Source organism: Bradyrhizobium nanningense, assembly GCF_004114535.1.
Taxonomy (GTDB): domain Bacteria; phylum Pseudomonadota; class Alphaproteobacteria; order Rhizobiales; family Xanthobacteraceae; genus Bradyrhizobium; species Bradyrhizobium nanningense.
The window spans coordinates 38,855-54,654 of sequence record NZ_LBJC01000016.1; the positions used below are offsets into that span (position 1 = coordinate 38,855).

At 57.9% G+C, this 15,800-nt stretch carries 17 protein-coding genes and 1 pseudogene; 8 read left to right on the top strand and 10 right to left on the bottom strand.

The annotated features are described in order from the left end of the window. Positions 1-88 precede the first annotated feature (88 nt). Both XH84_RS10650 and XH84_RS10655 read left to right on the top strand, forming a co-directional pair. Positions 89-565 carry an Lrp/AsnC family transcriptional regulator gene (locus tag XH84_RS10650; RefSeq protein WP_128948291.1) on the top strand — a complete coding sequence of 159 codons (477 nt, stop codon included), beginning with the start codon at positions 89-91 and terminating at the stop codon, positions 563-565. A 57-nt stretch (positions 566-622) separates the two neighbouring features. Then, positions 623-763 (top strand): annotated as a pseudogene (locus XH84_RS10655) (pyruvate kinase); the annotation flags it as partial. Between the two features lie 139 nt (positions 764-902). Here XH84_RS10655 and XH84_RS10660 read toward each other — a convergent pair. Next, positions 903-2,024, bottom strand: coding sequence for a Fic family protein (locus XH84_RS10660; RefSeq protein ID WP_128948217.1), 1,122 nt, complete (start codon positions 2,022-2,024; stop codon positions 903-905). Between the two features lie 161 nt (positions 2,025-2,185). Here XH84_RS10660 and XH84_RS10665 point away from each other — a divergent pair, with 161 nt between their 5' ends. From XH84_RS10665 to XH84_RS10680, 3 genes are all read left to right on the top strand, one after another. Then, positions 2,186-2,905, top strand: coding sequence for a helix-turn-helix domain-containing protein (locus XH84_RS10665; protein WP_128948218.1), 720 nt, complete (start codon positions 2,186-2,188; stop codon positions 2,903-2,905). A 502-nt stretch (positions 2,906-3,407) separates the two neighbouring features. Then, positions 3,408-4,262, top strand: a complete 855-nt coding sequence (locus tag XH84_RS10675; protein WP_128948219.1) for a type IV toxin-antitoxin system AbiEi family antitoxin domain-containing protein — start codon at positions 3,408-3,410, stop codon at positions 4,260-4,262. Beyond that, on the top strand, positions 4,249-5,166 hold the full coding sequence (locus XH84_RS10680; RefSeq protein WP_128948220.1) for a nucleotidyl transferase AbiEii/AbiGii toxin family protein: 918 nt from the start codon (positions 4,249-4,251) through the stop codon (positions 5,164-5,166). The genes XH84_RS10675 and XH84_RS10680 overlap by 14 nt, the downstream gene beginning before the upstream one ends. 1 nt (position 5,167) lies before the next feature. Here the strand turns inward: XH84_RS10680 and XH84_RS40350 are convergent, their stop codons facing one another. Continuing rightward, positions 5,168-5,527, bottom strand: a complete 360-nt coding sequence (locus tag XH84_RS40350) for a hypothetical protein (protein WP_208757070.1) — start codon at positions 5,525-5,527, stop codon at positions 5,168-5,170. Between the two features lie 309 nt (positions 5,528-5,836). Then, positions 5,837-7,783: a DUF7380 domain-containing protein gene (locus XH84_RS10690; protein WP_245471683.1), complete on the bottom strand. Its 1,947-nt coding sequence runs from the start codon at positions 7,781-7,783 to the stop codon at positions 5,837-5,839. A gap of 237 nt (positions 7,784-8,020) precedes the next feature. Between XH84_RS10690 and XH84_RS10695 the strand changes: the two genes are divergently transcribed. The 3 genes from XH84_RS10695 (at position 8,021) to XH84_RS10705 (ending at position 9,828) form a co-directional block, all read left to right on the top strand. Beyond that, entirely contained in the window at positions 8,021-8,350 is a 330-nt protein-coding gene (locus XH84_RS10695) for a hypothetical protein (RefSeq protein WP_128948221.1), read from the top strand. 234 nt (positions 8,351-8,584) lie between these two features. Beyond that, positions 8,585-9,484, top strand: a complete 900-nt coding sequence (locus XH84_RS10700) for a hypothetical protein (protein ID WP_128948222.1) — start codon at positions 8,585-8,587, stop codon at positions 9,482-9,484. An 8-nt stretch (positions 9,485-9,492) separates the two neighbouring features. Then, on the top strand, positions 9,493-9,828 hold the full coding sequence (locus tag XH84_RS10705) for a DUF2958 domain-containing protein (protein ID WP_430641889.1): 336 nt from the start codon (positions 9,493-9,495) through the stop codon (positions 9,826-9,828). Positions 9,829-9,886: 58 nt separating this feature from the next. Here the strand turns inward: XH84_RS10705 and XH84_RS10710 are convergent, their stop codons facing one another. The 7 genes from XH84_RS10710 to XH84_RS10740 all read right to left on the bottom strand — a co-directional run bounded on the left by XH84_RS10710 (position 9,887) and on the right by XH84_RS10740 (position 15,797). Then, positions 9,887-10,915, bottom strand: coding sequence for a hypothetical protein (locus XH84_RS10710; RefSeq protein WP_128948223.1), 1,029 nt, complete (start codon positions 10,913-10,915; stop codon positions 9,887-9,889). Positions 10,916-11,315: 400 nt separating this feature from the next. Beyond that, positions 11,316-12,806 carry a phosphotransferase gene (locus tag XH84_RS10715; protein ID WP_128948224.1) on the bottom strand — a complete coding sequence of 497 codons (1,491 nt, stop codon included), beginning with the start codon at positions 12,804-12,806 and terminating at the stop codon, positions 11,316-11,318. After that, entirely contained in the window at positions 12,790-13,047 is a 258-nt protein-coding gene (locus XH84_RS10720; protein ID WP_128948225.1) for a multiubiquitin domain-containing protein, read from the bottom strand. The genes XH84_RS10715 and XH84_RS10720 overlap by 17 nt, the downstream gene beginning before the upstream one ends. Continuing rightward, positions 13,048-13,599: a ubiquitination-like system serine protease family protein gene (locus tag XH84_RS10725; RefSeq protein ID WP_128948226.1), complete on the bottom strand. Its 552-nt coding sequence runs from the start codon at positions 13,597-13,599 to the stop codon at positions 13,048-13,050. Then, positions 13,592-14,884 carry a HesA/MoeB/ThiF family protein gene (locus tag XH84_RS10730; RefSeq protein WP_128948227.1) on the bottom strand — a complete coding sequence of 431 codons (1,293 nt, stop codon included), beginning with the start codon at positions 14,882-14,884 and terminating at the stop codon, positions 13,592-13,594. Before XH84_RS10730 ends, XH84_RS10725 begins: the two co-directional genes overlap by 8 nt. Next, positions 14,881-15,276, bottom strand: a complete 396-nt coding sequence (locus XH84_RS10735; protein ID WP_128948228.1) for an E2/UBC family protein — start codon at positions 15,274-15,276, stop codon at positions 14,881-14,883. The genes XH84_RS10730 and XH84_RS10735 overlap by 4 nt, the downstream gene beginning before the upstream one ends. Next, complete coding sequence (locus XH84_RS10740; RefSeq protein ID WP_128948229.1) at positions 15,276-15,797, bottom strand: hypothetical protein; 522 nt, start codon at positions 15,795-15,797, stop codon at positions 15,276-15,278. Before XH84_RS10740 ends, XH84_RS10735 begins: the two co-directional genes overlap by 1 nt. Positions 15,798-15,800: the final 3 nt, after the last annotated feature.

Sequence of the window (15,800 nt, forward strand, 5' to 3'; positions counted from 1 at the left end):
GCGTAGTGAGGAGGCGAAAATGTCAGGACAAGCGGCGCAGGCGTCTGCTTCCCCGACGCGATCGCAATCCACTGGCCGCGAGGCAGTGATGCAACTCGACAAGATCGATTTTCGTCTTCTTGATCTCGTCCAACGAGACAATCGCCTCTGTAGTGAACAACTTGGAGGGAAGGTCGGCCTATCCGCATCCGGAGTTCAACGTCGGCTGAAGCGCCTTCGATCGACGGGTGTCATAGAGGCCGACGTTTCCATCATTTCTCCAAAAGCAATTGGGCGTAATGTGACCGCAGTGGTTCTCATTTCCTTGGAGCGCGCGCGTGCCGATACCGTTGATCGTCTAAAGAGGCAAATTAGCAAGATGTCTGAAGTGATGAGCGCATTCTATGTTACAGGTCTGGCTGACCTCGTCTTGCTAGTTACCGTAAACGATATGGAAGATTACGAGCGGTTTGCCCGGCGCCTTACAGACGAAAGTTCAGACATAAAGCGCATTGAAACAATGGTGGTCATGGATCGGTTCAAAGCAGGATTTACTTTGCCAATAGCCTCCATCGCGTGGTGTTAACCACTTGCGCAACGATTTCTCCGTCTCGCGGCTCGGTGCCCCTCAAGCGCACCCGGAAAATCCGTCATCGTCGCAACGCAAATCTTGGATTCCATGGTGGCTGGGCCGATTCCGCCGCGGGCGGAAATCTCAGATGTCGCTACCGCCATCTATGATGGAGCCGATGCAGTGATGCTATCTGCTGAATCGGGAAGCGGGGCCTAACCAAGCTCTTCAGAAACAACTAAGGCGTTTCGGCATTCAACCGGGGAAGAAGCGCCGGGGGATGGTAAGATCCTCGTCAAGATCTATGACACGTTATCTGCGGAACTTGGCGCAGCCACTGCGAATCTCTTGATTAGCGATTAGCAGAATCCGCGTCAATTAGCGAATAGCTCGTACTGCGGCCGCCGGCCGCGTCCTTGGTCAGCACGCCTTTTGCGACAAGATCGTCAATGTCACGCAGAGCTGTGTCCTGCGATGACTTCGTTAACAGCGCCCACTTCGACGAGGTGAGCTTGCCTTCGAAGCCTTCGAATAGGCGTTCGATCATTGCGCGCTGGCGGTCGTTGAAGCTTTGATCGGCATGCTTCTTCCAGAAGCGGGCCTTTCGAAGAACTGACGCCAGGATTGTGTCAGCGCGATCGAAGGCACGATCGAGGCAATCAAGAAACCATTCGAGCCATTCAGTGATGTCGAGTTCACCTTTCTGGGTGGCTTCCAGAATATCGTAGTAGGCGTTACGCTCCTGCCGGATCTGGGCCGACATGCTGTAGAAGCGCTGCGAGCTGTTCTCGGAGCGGGCCAGCGCCATATCGGCAATCGCACGGGCAAGGCGGCCATTGCCGTCTTCGAACGGATGGATGGTGACGAACCAAAGGTGCGCAATCGCCGCCTTCAACACGGCATCGATTTGCTGCTCGCCATTGAACCAATCAATGAAGGCTTTCATCTCGTCGGCCAGCAAGGCGGCTTTGGGGGCTTCGTAATGTACCCGCTCGCGTCCGATCGGCCCCGAGACGACTTGCATCGGACCCGACGCCTCAGTGCGCCAGGCACCGACGGTGATCTTGTTCATGCCGCTGCGCCCCATGGGGAGCAAGGCTGCCTGCCAGCCAAACAACCGTTCGGGGCTGAGGGGCGTGCTGTACTTTCCAGTGGCGTCGAGCATCATCTCCACGATGCCTTCGACGTTGCGCTCGGAAGGGGTGAGGGCGCCGATATCGATTCCGAGACGACGTGCCAGCGATGAACGCACCTGTTCGCGGCTGAGAACCTCGCCTTCGATTTCGCTCGACTTGGTGACTTCTTCGGTGAGGGCCTCAAGATTTGCTTCTGTCTTGAGTCTGATGCCGAGCTCCTCCATACGCCCCGAAAGACGTCCCTGGCGATTGCGCACCGCCGCCAGCTTCTGGGCAAGCTTTGAGGCGTCCCAGGTGAAGTGGGGCCAGTCCTTCAGCTCATGGATATAGGTTGTCATTCTCCGCACCTTTTGCGGAGAATATATACCCCAATTTCCCCAAAAGCAAGTTATTCTCCGCATGGTGTGCGGTGAAAGTAGTGGATAATCTCCGGGATAAGTAAGAGTCCTCGAAAAGCTCATTGTATTATGAGGTACGTTCAAGTTTCTGAGCTTTTCAAATCAACGCAGCAGAATTCAAAGCATGGCGGCAGGGCCTGGGATTGACCCAGCAAGACGCTGTTGACCGGCTCGGTGTCAGCCGGACGACCATTCAGAATTGGGAAAATAGCACCCCGATCCCCCAGACCGTCGATATACGCTGCAAGGTCTGGGAGCACCGTCTCCGACAGGAGAACCCCGCCATTGGTCTGCTCACGCTGATCTACAGCGACGCACCGATGTTCGTGGACCCCTATGGTCCCCGGCGCCGGCTTGCGATAATCCAGCAAGAGCCACATCCAACGAACGCCGATGTCCTTGCCCGTGTTCAACAACTGGCTGGCCAGCCCAACTTCCACAACCCGTTCGTCGTCGCAGCCGACCAGTCCACGCTGTGGAATTTGCCGGAGCTGGCTCGCGTTATCAGTGGTGAGGATCAACAGGCGCCGACGCTAGCCAACATGCTGCGTAAAGCGGCGACGATTGTTCGCGAAGACTCCGCCAATTTCGTGCGCAATGGCGCAGGCTGGCCGACTCAGGTCGAGATTGCGGCGCGCCAGAAGGACATCATTGCGCAAGCCGATCTTCTCGAGAGCTTCGCCGGCGATAGTTTTCCGACAATCGCGCGGCACCAACTGGCTATTGAGGATGTTTTTGCGAATCTTCGTCAACTTGGTCTCCGAGCGCCCGATGCGCTCGTGTCAGGCATTGCCTTTGCCCTAAGCGTATTCGATCGATAACGGTCGATGCCGATGAAGAGACCGCGAAACGCCATGACGCACCTTAGGACCTGACGATCCCGACCGAGAATGCCCTGTTCGGCTTCTCGGCCTTCTCAGCACGACAGGGGAGAAGCTCTTTTCCTGAGCGATGTGCTTGTTCCCAACCTTCTCGAACCAGACGCACCAAACCGCCTCTTCTGGAGCATTGCGGTTATGCCGACCTTTTCGACTGTCATCACGGGGCCGCCCGATTTCACTCGAACCAGGTCGTCCGGTTTGAATTCACTGCCTTCCATCTTTCATCTCTTTCGAGTTGCCTTGAGCCTGCTGGGTTTGGCATTTGTAACGTCAATTTGTTCTTTATTTGTTCGTTTCGCAACTGTTCCTGAATCATCATCCAGGACGCGTCCCGGTAGAAGGTAGATGGTTTGGATAATGGCGCCAGAATCAACTGATGCTTGATAAATTTAGATAATTTCAAACTAGCCTTTCGGTTTGAAAATATGCTATTATATCAATCATGGATAGACAAAAAGGCCAACTCCTAAACCAGCTCGACAAGCTCCTGCCTGAGGGGCTTGTCGTGGATTCCGCCTGGCTCAAGCGGCACGGCTACTCCACCCAGCTCCAACATCTGTATGTGACGCGTGGCTGGCTCGAACAGCCAACCCGCGGGGTTTTCCGGCGACCGCGCTACGAATTGAGCTGGCAGCAGGTCGTCATATCCCTGCAGGGCATCCTGAACTATTCACCGCTCGTCGTGGGCGGGCGAACGGCGCTCGAATTACAAGGATACGCTCACTACCTGCCGCAAGCGACGACTCGCGTTCACCTCTACGGCCCCAAGTCTCCGCCATCCTGGGTGAACAAGCTGCCGCTGTCCGTGAAGTTCGTCTACCACAACGACCGGCGGCTCTTCAAAAACGAACCCGTCGCGAAGAGCATAAGCAGTGTCCGCTGGAATGTCGAAACCGGGAAGATGCTCGATGATACGGCTTTTCGGGGAGGCGACGTAACTCAACTGAACTGGGGCCAATGGGACTGGCCTCTAACCCTGTCGACGCCCGAGCGCGCCGTTTTCGAGCTGCTCGACGAATTGCCCAACAACGAAAGCTTCGAACAGGTCGATGCTCTACTCGGTGGCCTTGCCAATCTTCGGCCCGATCGCTTGCAAAAACTCCTGAAGGATTGCGCAAGCGTTAAGGTGAAGCGTCTCTTCTTTTACTTCGCCGACCGTCACAACCATGCTTGGCTCAAACGGCTTAACAAGCAAGCCGTCGATCTTGGACATGGTAAACGCATGCTCGTCAAAGGTGGTGTTCTCGATCCGACCTATAAGATAACGGTGCCGGGAGATCTCCATGGCGTTCGCTGATGCTTACAAAAAACAGGTCGCGCTGTTGCTGCGCGTTCTCCCATTTGTCGCCGAAGAGAAATGCTTCGCCCTGAAAGGCGGCACCGCGATCAATCTTTTCGTCCGCGACCTGCCGCGCCTCTCGGTCGATATCGATCTAACCTATATTCCTGTCGCGCCGCGAGCTGAATCCCTTTCCGACATCGATGCAGCCATGAAGCGCATCGTTGCAGAGATTAAAGAGAAGATCCTCGGGGCACAGGTCCATGAGACCCGTAAAGAGGGCACGATCGTCAAACTGGTGGTTCGCTCGCAGAACGTCCAGATCAAGATTGAAGTCACGCCCGTGCTGCGTGGCTGCGTCTTCGAGCCGGTCGTGACTTCGGTGCCTCCCGCCGTCGAAGAGGCGTTTGGTTTCGCTGAGGCTCGCACGGTCTCTTTTGCTGACCTCTATGGCGGAAAAATTGTCGCCGCTTTGGATCGCCAGCATCCACGTGATTTGTTCGATATTCGCGACCTGCTGGCCAATGAGGGAATTACCGATGAACTCCGCAAGGCCTTCATCGTCTATCTCTTGAGTCACGACAGGCCGATGTTCGAGGTACTTGGCTCGCCACAAAAAGATATCAGTGATGAATTTCTCCACGGCTTCGAAGGAATGACGGACAAGCCCGTTTCAAAGGGCGAGCTGGTTGCCGCGCGCAAGACCCTGGTCGAAGAAATTGTCGGTAAGATGCCAGAGGCTCACCGGAAATTTCTCGTATCGTTCGAGCGCGGCGAGCCTGATTGGGATCTCCTCGGCATCCCCGCCGCCGCCGATCTGCCTGCCGTCAAATGGCGTCAGCAGAATCTCGACAAGCTATCGAAGGAAAAGCGCGCAGAGCTCGTTGCGGCCCTGGAAAAAGTCCTCAAGTCTCGCGCCTAACTTACCGGCGCGACATGCCTTTCAGCTCGGCCCGACGCCTGGCGACGAGGTGTCGCGTCTCCGCCGTATCGAATCCGGCCTGCTCAAGCTGGCGTATGGTGCCAGTCAGTGCAACGATCTGCGCCCGAAGGTGAAGCAATCGGATCGGCTGCTTTTCTTGCCCCTTGATGAATCCTGTCAGCACTGACTTGCGCGCACAGAGCACGGAGCCCAACCTGAAGACGGGCAGTTTCGACGTCTCGGCCAGATAATACACTTTGCGTCGAAACTCCCGTGATCCAAACAGATATTCTGCGATTGCAGCAGCACCTTCCAGGATGTCGTCAGCACGTACGTCTAAGCTGGCGGCCTTCGGCTCCATGCGTCCTCCCAATTTCTGTTGATTGGTCCTCGGCGGCTGCAAAGGACATTCCCTGGGCAATATGGGAGCGTTCGCTTGAACCTCGCTGGCCGGTCCTCAGGTTCGACCTGCCAAAATCAGGTAACCCCACTGTCCTGGCACGCTCTGAGCTTCGACAAACGCACCGAGGGAACAGGCTCATTGTCTTTTTTTGGTAGGTCCGAAGTCAATTTTAAAATGCTGCATTGCAGAAGGTTTCCAACCATTCCGGCGAAAAGGCCCTACTGACACACGCTCGTATTGCGAGCGGCTACTCCGGCTCATGCCCGGCTATGCAGCGGATTCTGCTGCGCCATCGAGATCACTTCGATCGCCCGCCGTGTAGTCATAGGGGAGCTTCAATTGAGAGCGAAACTCAAATAGCGGCAACATGCATAGATGAAAGATCAGCCAGCATGCGTAGACCGCATCATCGCCGTACGGATCGCCATCGCTGAGCAAGCCATGCGAAAGCCGGTTACGAAGATTGGGGCCGATCTTTTTCAAGAACGTATTCTCGATATTCGCGACAATGGCGTCGCCAAATACAGCTAAGAGCTCCGATCGCATCTGATCAAAGAGCGAGGAGATTGTACGATCTTCCTGTGTCTTGGTCGCGTCATCCAGCTTCGAGACGTCATGTCCCGAACTCTTGAGCACATGCCGAAGCGATTGCTCAAGGAGAGGCGTCAGAATATAGGTCGCTCCGACAAAATCGCCCTGGAAGAAGCGGGTGAAACCGCGGGAGTAGGTCATGACAAGATTGAGCGGTACGAAAGCGCTATGTACGAGCAACTGCTCAAACACGTCATCGGCGATATAGTAGTCTCTGGTAATGGTCTGACGCGCAATCTCGGCCGCAGCTGCTGCGATGTGTCGACGAATTCTTTCGCCCTCTGCGACCTGGCGCTCGACGGCTGAAGCGTCTGCACCATCACCCAAGCCGGCGCCCTCGCTCCGGTGCACGACTTTGCCTTCACGGTCATGGTGTGAGCCGCCGAAGAGCGATGATAACGGGTGTTCCCGGATGGTGTCTCGCGCTTCCTGCTCGAGCGCTGCCGGATCGGGAGATCTACTGAGCGCCGCAAAAGCGAACAGCTTGTCGCGCAGTGATGGGTGCTGCATCTGCTGTTCGACCTGTCTCGCCAACTCCTCGATGTCTGTAGGAATGGAGAAACCGGACATCTCGTCGGCAATGCCGGCCTGAACATCTACCAGCCGATGCCTTAGCTCTTTTCGTCGATCCTTCGTGCCGGGCACGCCGTGCAACTCGCCTATCGCTTCGGTAAGTGTCTGGGAGGCCAAAAGAGCCATCGGCTGGCTGGCCGCGATGGCGACAAGTTGGTCGGCGGCCGAGGACTGCGAGCGGTGCTGATCGTCGGTCCTTTTCGCAAGGCGATACCCGCGTGCCGCCATACGCCATAGTTTGACGATCGTGTGCGGATCGGAGCCCTTGGGAAGCTTGGCGATGAGTGCCTCAATCTGACTGCTGATCTCGCCGGCATCGCCAACGCCAAAATCGAGAGCTAGATGACCAAACCAGAGGGAGGGGACCATCAATCCCTGCTCGAAGGCCTTCACCCTTTGTGCCGATACAATATCTCGCGCTGCCGCAGGGCCTCGCTTGTCAGCCCCAATGGCACGGCCGATTAAGAGGGCCCGACGGAGCAGATCGCGGGCGTCGAACGTAAGGACGCCACGATCATCCTCGCCGCGAAACCGAAGTTCGCCCGCGCCAACCTTCGCCACGATATCGGCGTAGGACTCGGCGGCTATGGCTGCGAGCTGAGCCTTGCGATCGACGACCCAACAGATGTCCGCAAGCCGTGCGCGAAGGACCGGATGCGTGGCGCGCCTTGCCATCTCCGCCAGTACCTCAGCAGGCGGACCGCAAAAATCGACCGGAAGGGCTGTGCGACCACCATCGGCGGTAACCATCAGCGCCCCGAAGGGCTCGTTCGGTTCTTTCGATCGGAATATCATCCCAGCAGCCGCCGACAGCATCTGGAAGACGCGGGCCGCTGGCGTATCGGCCAATTCACCATTCGAACCGATGGACCCGCCGGCCGCGCTGAATAGGTCCGACAAGGTTGAGCTATCCGCGCTCTTCGATTCCGCTACAGGAGCCTCGAAGTCGAAATCAGCGAGGTCAGATAGAGTCGCTCTTGCCCAGGGCGGCGGTGGCGGGTTTGACGCGCTTGCGTCCTCTGATGCATTGCCGGGAGATAAATCCTCCATAGTCCTCTCATCATTGCGGTGGGGTTCGCGTGAGGGTTGATAGCTTCCTATTTGGGGGTTGATGAGTGAGCGATCAAGGTGGCTCGCGCGCTGCGGGGAAGTGTGTAGGACGCGGCGCGGTAGCTCTCCCGATTACTGACCATTCCGGTTCATTCCAGAGCGATTCCCGACCCTTTCGCTCTCGATCAATGTCTGATCCCGCTAGCCTCTCCGATCAACCACAAGAGAGGAGATACCATGAAAGTCATCACCATAGGAAAGAAGCTGGTACCCGTCGAACAGGTCGCGTTCGTCGAGCCGTTCGATCCCGCAGCCAATCCCGAATTCAAACCCGAGAAGGACTACAAGGGCCGGATCGTCCTGCTCAATCGGGACATCGTACTCACCGGGCAGACGCCGCAAGAGTTTGCGGCCGAATACGAGCTCCACCTCTTCACCGAGGACAGTGTTGCCGTCAATCGGGCCATCGTGTTCAGAGTCGAGACCTTCGGGCCGACCGAGAGCTTCAAGCCAGCGAAGCCCTACAAGACACGGCTCAAATGGCGGGATCTGACCGGCGGGGAGTAGAGCAAGCTTCTTCTGACCGAGGCCGAGACCGTCATCGCTGAAATCCTTGGCGCCAAGGCAGAACTGCCCAAGCCGGCGAAGCGTCCTACGCGGCGGCTTGGCAGAGGCCGCAATGGATCGCGCCGCATGGAGGCTTATCGCACCTAGAGAGCGCAGGTAGCAAATCAAGCCCCGGTTGGACCTCCAGTCTTGTACCGTGCATGCTAAAGAAAGACGTTTTGCGGGAGAGCGGAGATGCGAAAGCTCGTCGATACGAACTACCTCAAGTCCGAAAAACTGCGCGAATATCTAGCCGATCCCGCGAACATCGCCGTTATCCCCGACTACGTTATGATCGAAGCGCTCGCCAGTGGCGATGCAGCATCCATCTGCGAACGGTTCAAGATTCTGGCCGAATACCCCGGCCAGGTCCGGGTCTTGAAGTCAACCCATGCGATCAGCGGCCTGCGTGTAAAGCGGCGAAGCCGTGGTCTTCAGAAGCGCCTCATCGAGCGCGATCAAACCGCCAATTTCAGCAAGTTCTATGCAACGCTTGAGCTGGCGCGCGACGGCGACGAGCCTGCCAAGCGGCTCCTGGCGCAGAAGTCGGCTGCGGCGGCCGCCGAAATCGCGCAATTGCGAAAGGGTCAGGAGACCTACACCGCCAATCTGGCCGAGCATGCCAAGAAATACACGGATGCCGAGCTTGCCATTCTGACCAAGGGAAAGCCAATCCCTCAGGAGTTGTTCAGCAAGGTCACGGGAGAGATCGTCGCACTCGCCGACAACATGTTCATGGCGCATGGCTACTTCAAGAAGCAGCCTCCGACGAGGACGTTGTCCAACGCATTCATATTCCGCTACGCCGTTGCGGGCTATGTCGTGGCGCTTCGCTGCATCAAGGAAGGTGGCGCGCAAGGAGCATCGGCGAAGAACATAGGCAACCAGATCATTGATGCGATGATCGCGGCATATGCAACGTATTTCGATGGCTTCCTCAGCGAGGACAAGAGAGCGCAACAAATCTATGAGACCACAGGCGATCTGCTGAAGTTCTATCATCACGACATCAAACGCTTCGAAGAAGCGTCTGCGGCAGCAAAGGTTTCTGCGGATGCAACCATCAGTAAGGCGACAGCCCTCGCCGAAGCATGACACGCCGAATGTTGTCACAACGGCCGCCGTCAGGCGGCCGTTTAGGGGACACCGGACGAGCTCGACTTCGAACCCGTCGTCAAGCTGTTCAACCCTTGCGGAGCCGCCACCTGGTGCTCACCGAGATTGATCCCGACGATCACACCGTCGCCTGGGGCCTTTGCGATCTCGGCATCGGCTTTCCCGAGTTCGGCACCGTCGGCCTGACGGAGCTCGCCGCCTATCGCGGGCGCCTTGGGCTCGGGATCGAACGCGATCTTCACTTCAAGGCGCGCGGGCCGATCTCGGCCGACATTCAAGCCGTCAATAAGGCAGATCGGATTGTCGAAGACATTAGCTTGTAAGGCCGTGATGGAGGTGCTCAATGAGCATCTCCATCATCGTCTTCGGCGGGGCAATACCTTAGTCAAGAAATGTACAGGCCGCCCCCTGTTCATCGGCGAGGTTCAACATCTGCGCCGACCCGGCGCGACGCCTCCTGACGAACAGTCCAATCGTTCGCCAGAGGTCCGCGAACAAGTTCGGTCTTGTCGGCTCCTCGAAGCCCTGTCGAATCTCGCGCCATGTTTGCCGGGGCATGCGAATCCCTCCATCGACGGACGACGCGCCGCCCGCAAAAAGCGGGTGGAGGTATTCAAGCGCATAGCCTGCCACCCAGATAAAATCGCGCGATCCTGCGTGGAGGTAAGGATTGCTCCACCGGTAAATCCGGGCAACATCGTGAAAATCGACAGCGAACTCGATGTTGCTGAGGTGAGGCCTGATCGCATCGAAGAGCTCACTAAGGGCGATCGGCACCAGACCGCCATTCCTCGTATCGATATAGCTATACACGCCGAAAGCCGACCGAAGCCGGTTCTCAATGGCAGTCCGCAACACGGCGACGCCGATGAAGGGCGCTCGGTCTCTGAAAGTCATTCCCGAGAAACGCCCATAAACGGCTTGCTCGGCTCCTCGGTATATCTCGAATGGATGTTCCTGAGTGCGCCGCCAACCGCCATACGTCCCCGGCAATTCCAACAGGCAGTGAGACGCCTGTTCGAACAAAATAATCCCATGGTCCAAAATGGTGTGAAGCCCTTCATGCAGGGTCTCCAGCCGCGTGTCGGTATAAGGGCTTGGCATACGTTGAAAGGTAGCCGCGGCCTTGATGTATTTGCGCGCTTCAGCATCAAGCATAGAGACATGCGCGTGATAGAATGTCTTCTCGTAAGGCATCTTCTCGAAATCGGCCGGTGTGGTTCGTAAGCCTTGGCGAACAGCATGATGGGCTTGCAAGGGCTTGGCGCGATCCTGCCCGATGATCCCCGCGAACTCGTTCCAAAGCCACGGGAGGCCCTCCGCTTCGGCCCAGGCCGAAAGCTCCGCCAGATTCGTGGCAGTCTTGTCGTGCCACCTCTGGAGCCCGCGCTTATAGTCATCAGTATCCATCTGTAATCTCGCTTCAATCGATCAATTGTCGGCTTACGATAGGCGTATGCCGTCAGTAAATTCCAGGTCGTATTGCACCATCCGCACGCCCAGACCAGGGGCGCTCAGGATGTCCGTTTTGGAGCAGCGCGAGGCCTGGTGCTGGCGAATCGGCGAGCGGGCTACTAATTTGGCGGATCGGCGAGTGGCCATAGCCACGTCCCCCAATAATGCATTTTCTTGCGAGCCAGATTCTTGCCGGGAGGAAAAGGCTGCGCGACAGCCCGCGAGTAAATCCATGGTCCAGCGTGTTGGCTACGCCTCCGCAAGCCGCTTTTGTTACTGAGGCGCCCAACGCTCGAGCGGGGTCGAATAGGCCGCCGGCGGAGGGGGAGCCCGACTTAGAGAGGTGGGACCTTGGCTAGGCCACGTTATGTTTGACATGCGCCGGCATTCGTCGAGCAATGTCCTTGATGATGCGGTCGGCCAGTCGATATGCGTAGCGTCGCCGCCGATCCTGCTCCTCGCCCGCCCCTCCGTAGGACGCCTTGCGCAGAAGCTGCAATGCGATCACGCACGGATACTCGTATGGTGTGAGCTGAACGCTAAACGCCATTTGACGGACATATTGAATGGCATCGAGCAAATTAGCGCTTGGATCCTCTGGTCGCGGAGGGATAGCCGGTGCCATCAACGCCTCAACCTTATAGGCTTCCTCGGCAACCTTGATCCAATCGTCACCATTGACGATCCGTGTGTCGATCATCAAGGATACATCCAGGGCTGCGGGGTCTAAGGTGAGCGGGCCGTTCTCGATCGAGGCGAAATCAAGCATAATCGCCTCGTGGCCGGCGACCCGGACGTTTTGCCCGTGCAAGTCACCATGGGTCAAGCCAAGACGGTGTTTTATCTGCGGCAGCGCTGCCAGGAGCGATTCGAGTTCGTTGTATTCCGCGCAATGCTGGCCATTTTGGTCGCGTCGCTTGCGCAGCCGGGCCTTACGAAACAGGGAATAGGTGCTTGGCCGCGACAGGCGCATCCTTTCCAGGATATTAGCATGGATGACATAGTGCGGCGCGTAGAACGCCTGGCGTCGCCAACCTCGAAGAGCTCCTTCGAACAACGAATGCAGCGGCGCTCGGCCAGCCCCCCGGTCTACGACCTCCTGGAGAGATTCCGATTGTTCGATAAAGTTGCCGGCGATGACCCCGGTCGTCGGGCCGAGCAGGCAGCGATCATGATCCAGGTTGGGCCGTTGGTTAAACGGCACATGCAATGTGGTGCACTCCCGGTAATTTGTCAGCTCACGCATAATCTTTTGAGCTTTGTCGAATTTAACGAAAAAGGGCAGAGGAATTGGCCCCACGCGAGAATTCAACAGGCTGGCAAACGCGCAATAGACTTTTGCGGAACCAGTCGTTTGCTTCACCAATTTGACCGAAGAGCAGTCCCCAAATGCACGCTTGAGAAGGATGAGTTCTTCGTCCGTGAGCAAATCAGCGCCGGTGATGGCGAGCGTTTCGCTCACCGGCGGTTCGTGCTCGATTCTTGCGATCGTCTCAATGATTAGGCCTTCTTGACCCCGCAATTTGACGTCGACGATGTCACGCATCCGCCACTTCTGGAGAATCTCCGCGACTCTTGGCGACTCCGAATATGAGCAGGTGATGATGCACTTGATGCCGTGACATGCCGCGTCATTCAGCAGGATGCGCAGTTCGTCGCTCAGCCGCGCTTCGACAGTACCATCATCGAGTGCGATGATAATCGCTCTTCCCTGCGTCCGATGAACTCGCGACAGCGCGGTATCGAGAAGGTCTATCTTGAGGGCCCTGCTAGCGCACTCGGCTAAACAGAGGGGCCCAGGTTCACCACCAATCCAGAGCAACCGATCTCTACGCATGGCGTTCATCGATCAGGCTGCCAAACGCTGTCGGTGGTTTCGCGAACACATGTCTGATAGGGCCGGAGAGATCGAGCACTTCGGTATCGGTCAAGACGCGGTCCGGGTCAGTTCCCCGTCCCTCCGCGATGAGCTCATAGCCAGCCGGAACTGCTCCGAGAAGACGAAGCTGGATACCGGTCACCTTCGCCGACGGGACCTCGAGCCTTTGGCCATTGAGAACCACGGCATGCTTGTCGTCGCTGCTCACCTAAGCTCTCCTGTCGACGATCGAAAACCTCGCCGGCCGGTCATCGGTCAAGCCGAAGCGAGAGCCCTTGACCGATGAACTCGCTATCCCGTCCGCAACCAGCGAATTGCAGGCCCAAAGGGCCTCCCACGGAATAGCATCGATTTGGGCTGCCAGCTCTTCAAAATGCTTATGAGCAGCGCCTTTCGGTGGAAGAATACTCCTTATCCGTCGCTTCAGCTCCTCGTCCTTCCAGCGCGGAGAGTCGAGCCCGTCGCACCAAATGAGATCGTTTCTCCAAAGAATGAAGTGAGCCCTGCAGCCGGTCTCGCGCCAGACAGACGGATAGAGGGTTACGGCGCCAGCCCGTTCGAAAAGCCGCCAGGCCGGGCCAGTTCGGGGGTCAAGATTGACGCTTATAACCTCGCCGCACCCGTCGGGACACCTGATGGCCATCGACCTCAGGCTCCCTCTCCAAACGAGCGCGGCGTCGCCGGCGTTCGGGACGAGGTCGACAGCGTCGGAATGCCGTTCGGCCCGTCCGCGCATTGTTATCGTCTTGGCTCTAGCCATTGCGCCTCACGGGCAGCGGTTGTGAGTCGCCGGCGCCGGCCGCGGAATCGGGACCGCAAAATACGCAGTTCGGGTCTTTTTGGGCGAGTACGGGAGCCAGACGTTGGCGATTGCCGTCGTAGACCAGGTACCGGGCTGGGGCGTCTAGGCCCGTGACCATCGATAGAAACATGGTCACCGCAGCCGACGCCACTGTCGAATTGATGCTTATCACCGCGGGCTGCACCACGCCTGGGCGACCCAAAAAGTAGGGATCGGCCTTTTCTTGCTCCGGCGTCATCATCTCTTCGCGGACCTGCCGGGAGTCCAGCTGTCCTAGACACCACAAGCACGGCTCCTCAGCGCTTAGAGCCTTCACGTGCCCAGCGAAACGCACAGCAGGTCCCGTTGCATCGATGGCAACGCCCATATCGATCGCGGAAATGCCGTATTGGTAGCTCACCTGATTTATCAAGTGACGGCTTGCGTGGGAATCCGTGCAGCAGAAGATGAAATCGACCGAGGTCAATTCTTTGGCGGTCGCTTCGTCTACGACGTCGGCAACCATGCTTCGCACTGCCGCTTCAGGCCGCAATGAATGGATGAGACGCTGCGCCACCGCGACCTTGGCGTTGCCGATATCGTTCGGAGTGGCTCCCACGGTCCGGTTTAGGTTGGTGCGCTCGACGGTATCGGGGTCGATCAGCAGGAAGTTTCTTACGCCGAGATAGGCGAGTTGTTGGGTGACGACTGATCCAGTGCCGCCCGCGCCCACCACAGCGATGCGAAGACGCTCCAGTTTGGCCTGACCGTCCGAGCCAAAGGCCCGGATTTGCCTGTCGTAGTCGGTGCCAGCGTCGTCTTGACCCACGGTTACGATCTCCTGCGAACCCAACACGCGCGCGGCGTGCGATTCCTTTGCGAACAGCAACGCGCAATGGGGAACTGACGGGCTGCGTCTCTTCGCGTACTCCGCCAACGCCACCTCGGCATTGTCGTCGATCGGCGAGAAAGTCGCAGGCGCAGCCTGATGCGGATGCGTGTGGCAATATACCAGCGACCAGCCGTTCAGGCTTGCCTTCTTCTCAATCGGGAGACCGAAACTCGGACTCAGTCGAATTGCGACCGCCGTCCTCACCTCGTACTGATCTTCCGGGACGACATGCATTTCGCGTACGGCCAAGTGCCAGTCACCGCTCCGGCTCTCAGGTTCGCAGAGGAGGATCGCCGCCGATTCCAGGGTCGAGTGCCAGATGTCGTGGCGCAAGCGCTCGAAGTCGCCTTGGCCGAAGACCAATCGGATCATTGAGGCTGCCTGAAGCGATCCAAGACGATCGACACGTAAGTCATCAGGTCGTCCCGGTTGGGATTCCAGTTGTTCTGCGCGTCGACCACGTGCCAGGAGAACCAGCGGCCGACGATCGAAGTTTCCGGGATGTTGGTCACGTTACTCGCTTGCGGCGGGACGCCTGAGGAGAGGAGCAATCCCTGATCCGCCCAGAAGCAGTCGGGAGTGGGACCAGGGTAGCCGATCGGCACCAAGAAGTGGATCGCAGTGCGCGCCGCCGACCAACCGGTGGGCAGTGTCACGTCCGGAATGCTCAACAGTCCCGCGCCCGACGGTAGCGGTTGCAGGGTGGCCGAGGGATAGCGCTCCCGGACCCGTTCAAACTGGCGTTGCGTGACCTGCGAAAGCATCAGCCGGCTCCGAACGTCGTCGGCGGCTTCGAAAAGAAATGCTTCGCTGGATGCGTCGCATCGACTTCCAACGATACGGTCTGGTTGTCGTTGATGGCCTGATCCTCGTGGCCGCCCTGACCCTCTTCGATCAGGACATGGGTGAGATCGAACGACGGGTCGACTGCCTTGATCATCGCCTTGATCTGGGCGCCGGTCGCGCTTGCCGTCGGCGAGACGATCTTGTGCTTCAGATAGTAGAAGAAATGGCGTTCCCGCTCCAGCTCCAACTTGATGTGGCCGACCTCGCCGGCGACAGAGCCGATCGTCACATCGGGATCGAGCAACGGCACGCGTGCGTGGAAGAGAACATAGGTGAGCAACTGCCCCTTGTCGTCCACCCCTTCCGTCAGACTGAAGGCTGCGAGCACTCTGCTCTTCAGGGCGCCGACCGTCTCATTCCGGTCCGCGGCATGGTCCTCCAACTTGTCTCCGGTCGGGGGGTATTCGACCGAGATGTTGATCTTAGCGCCGTGGCTCATCAG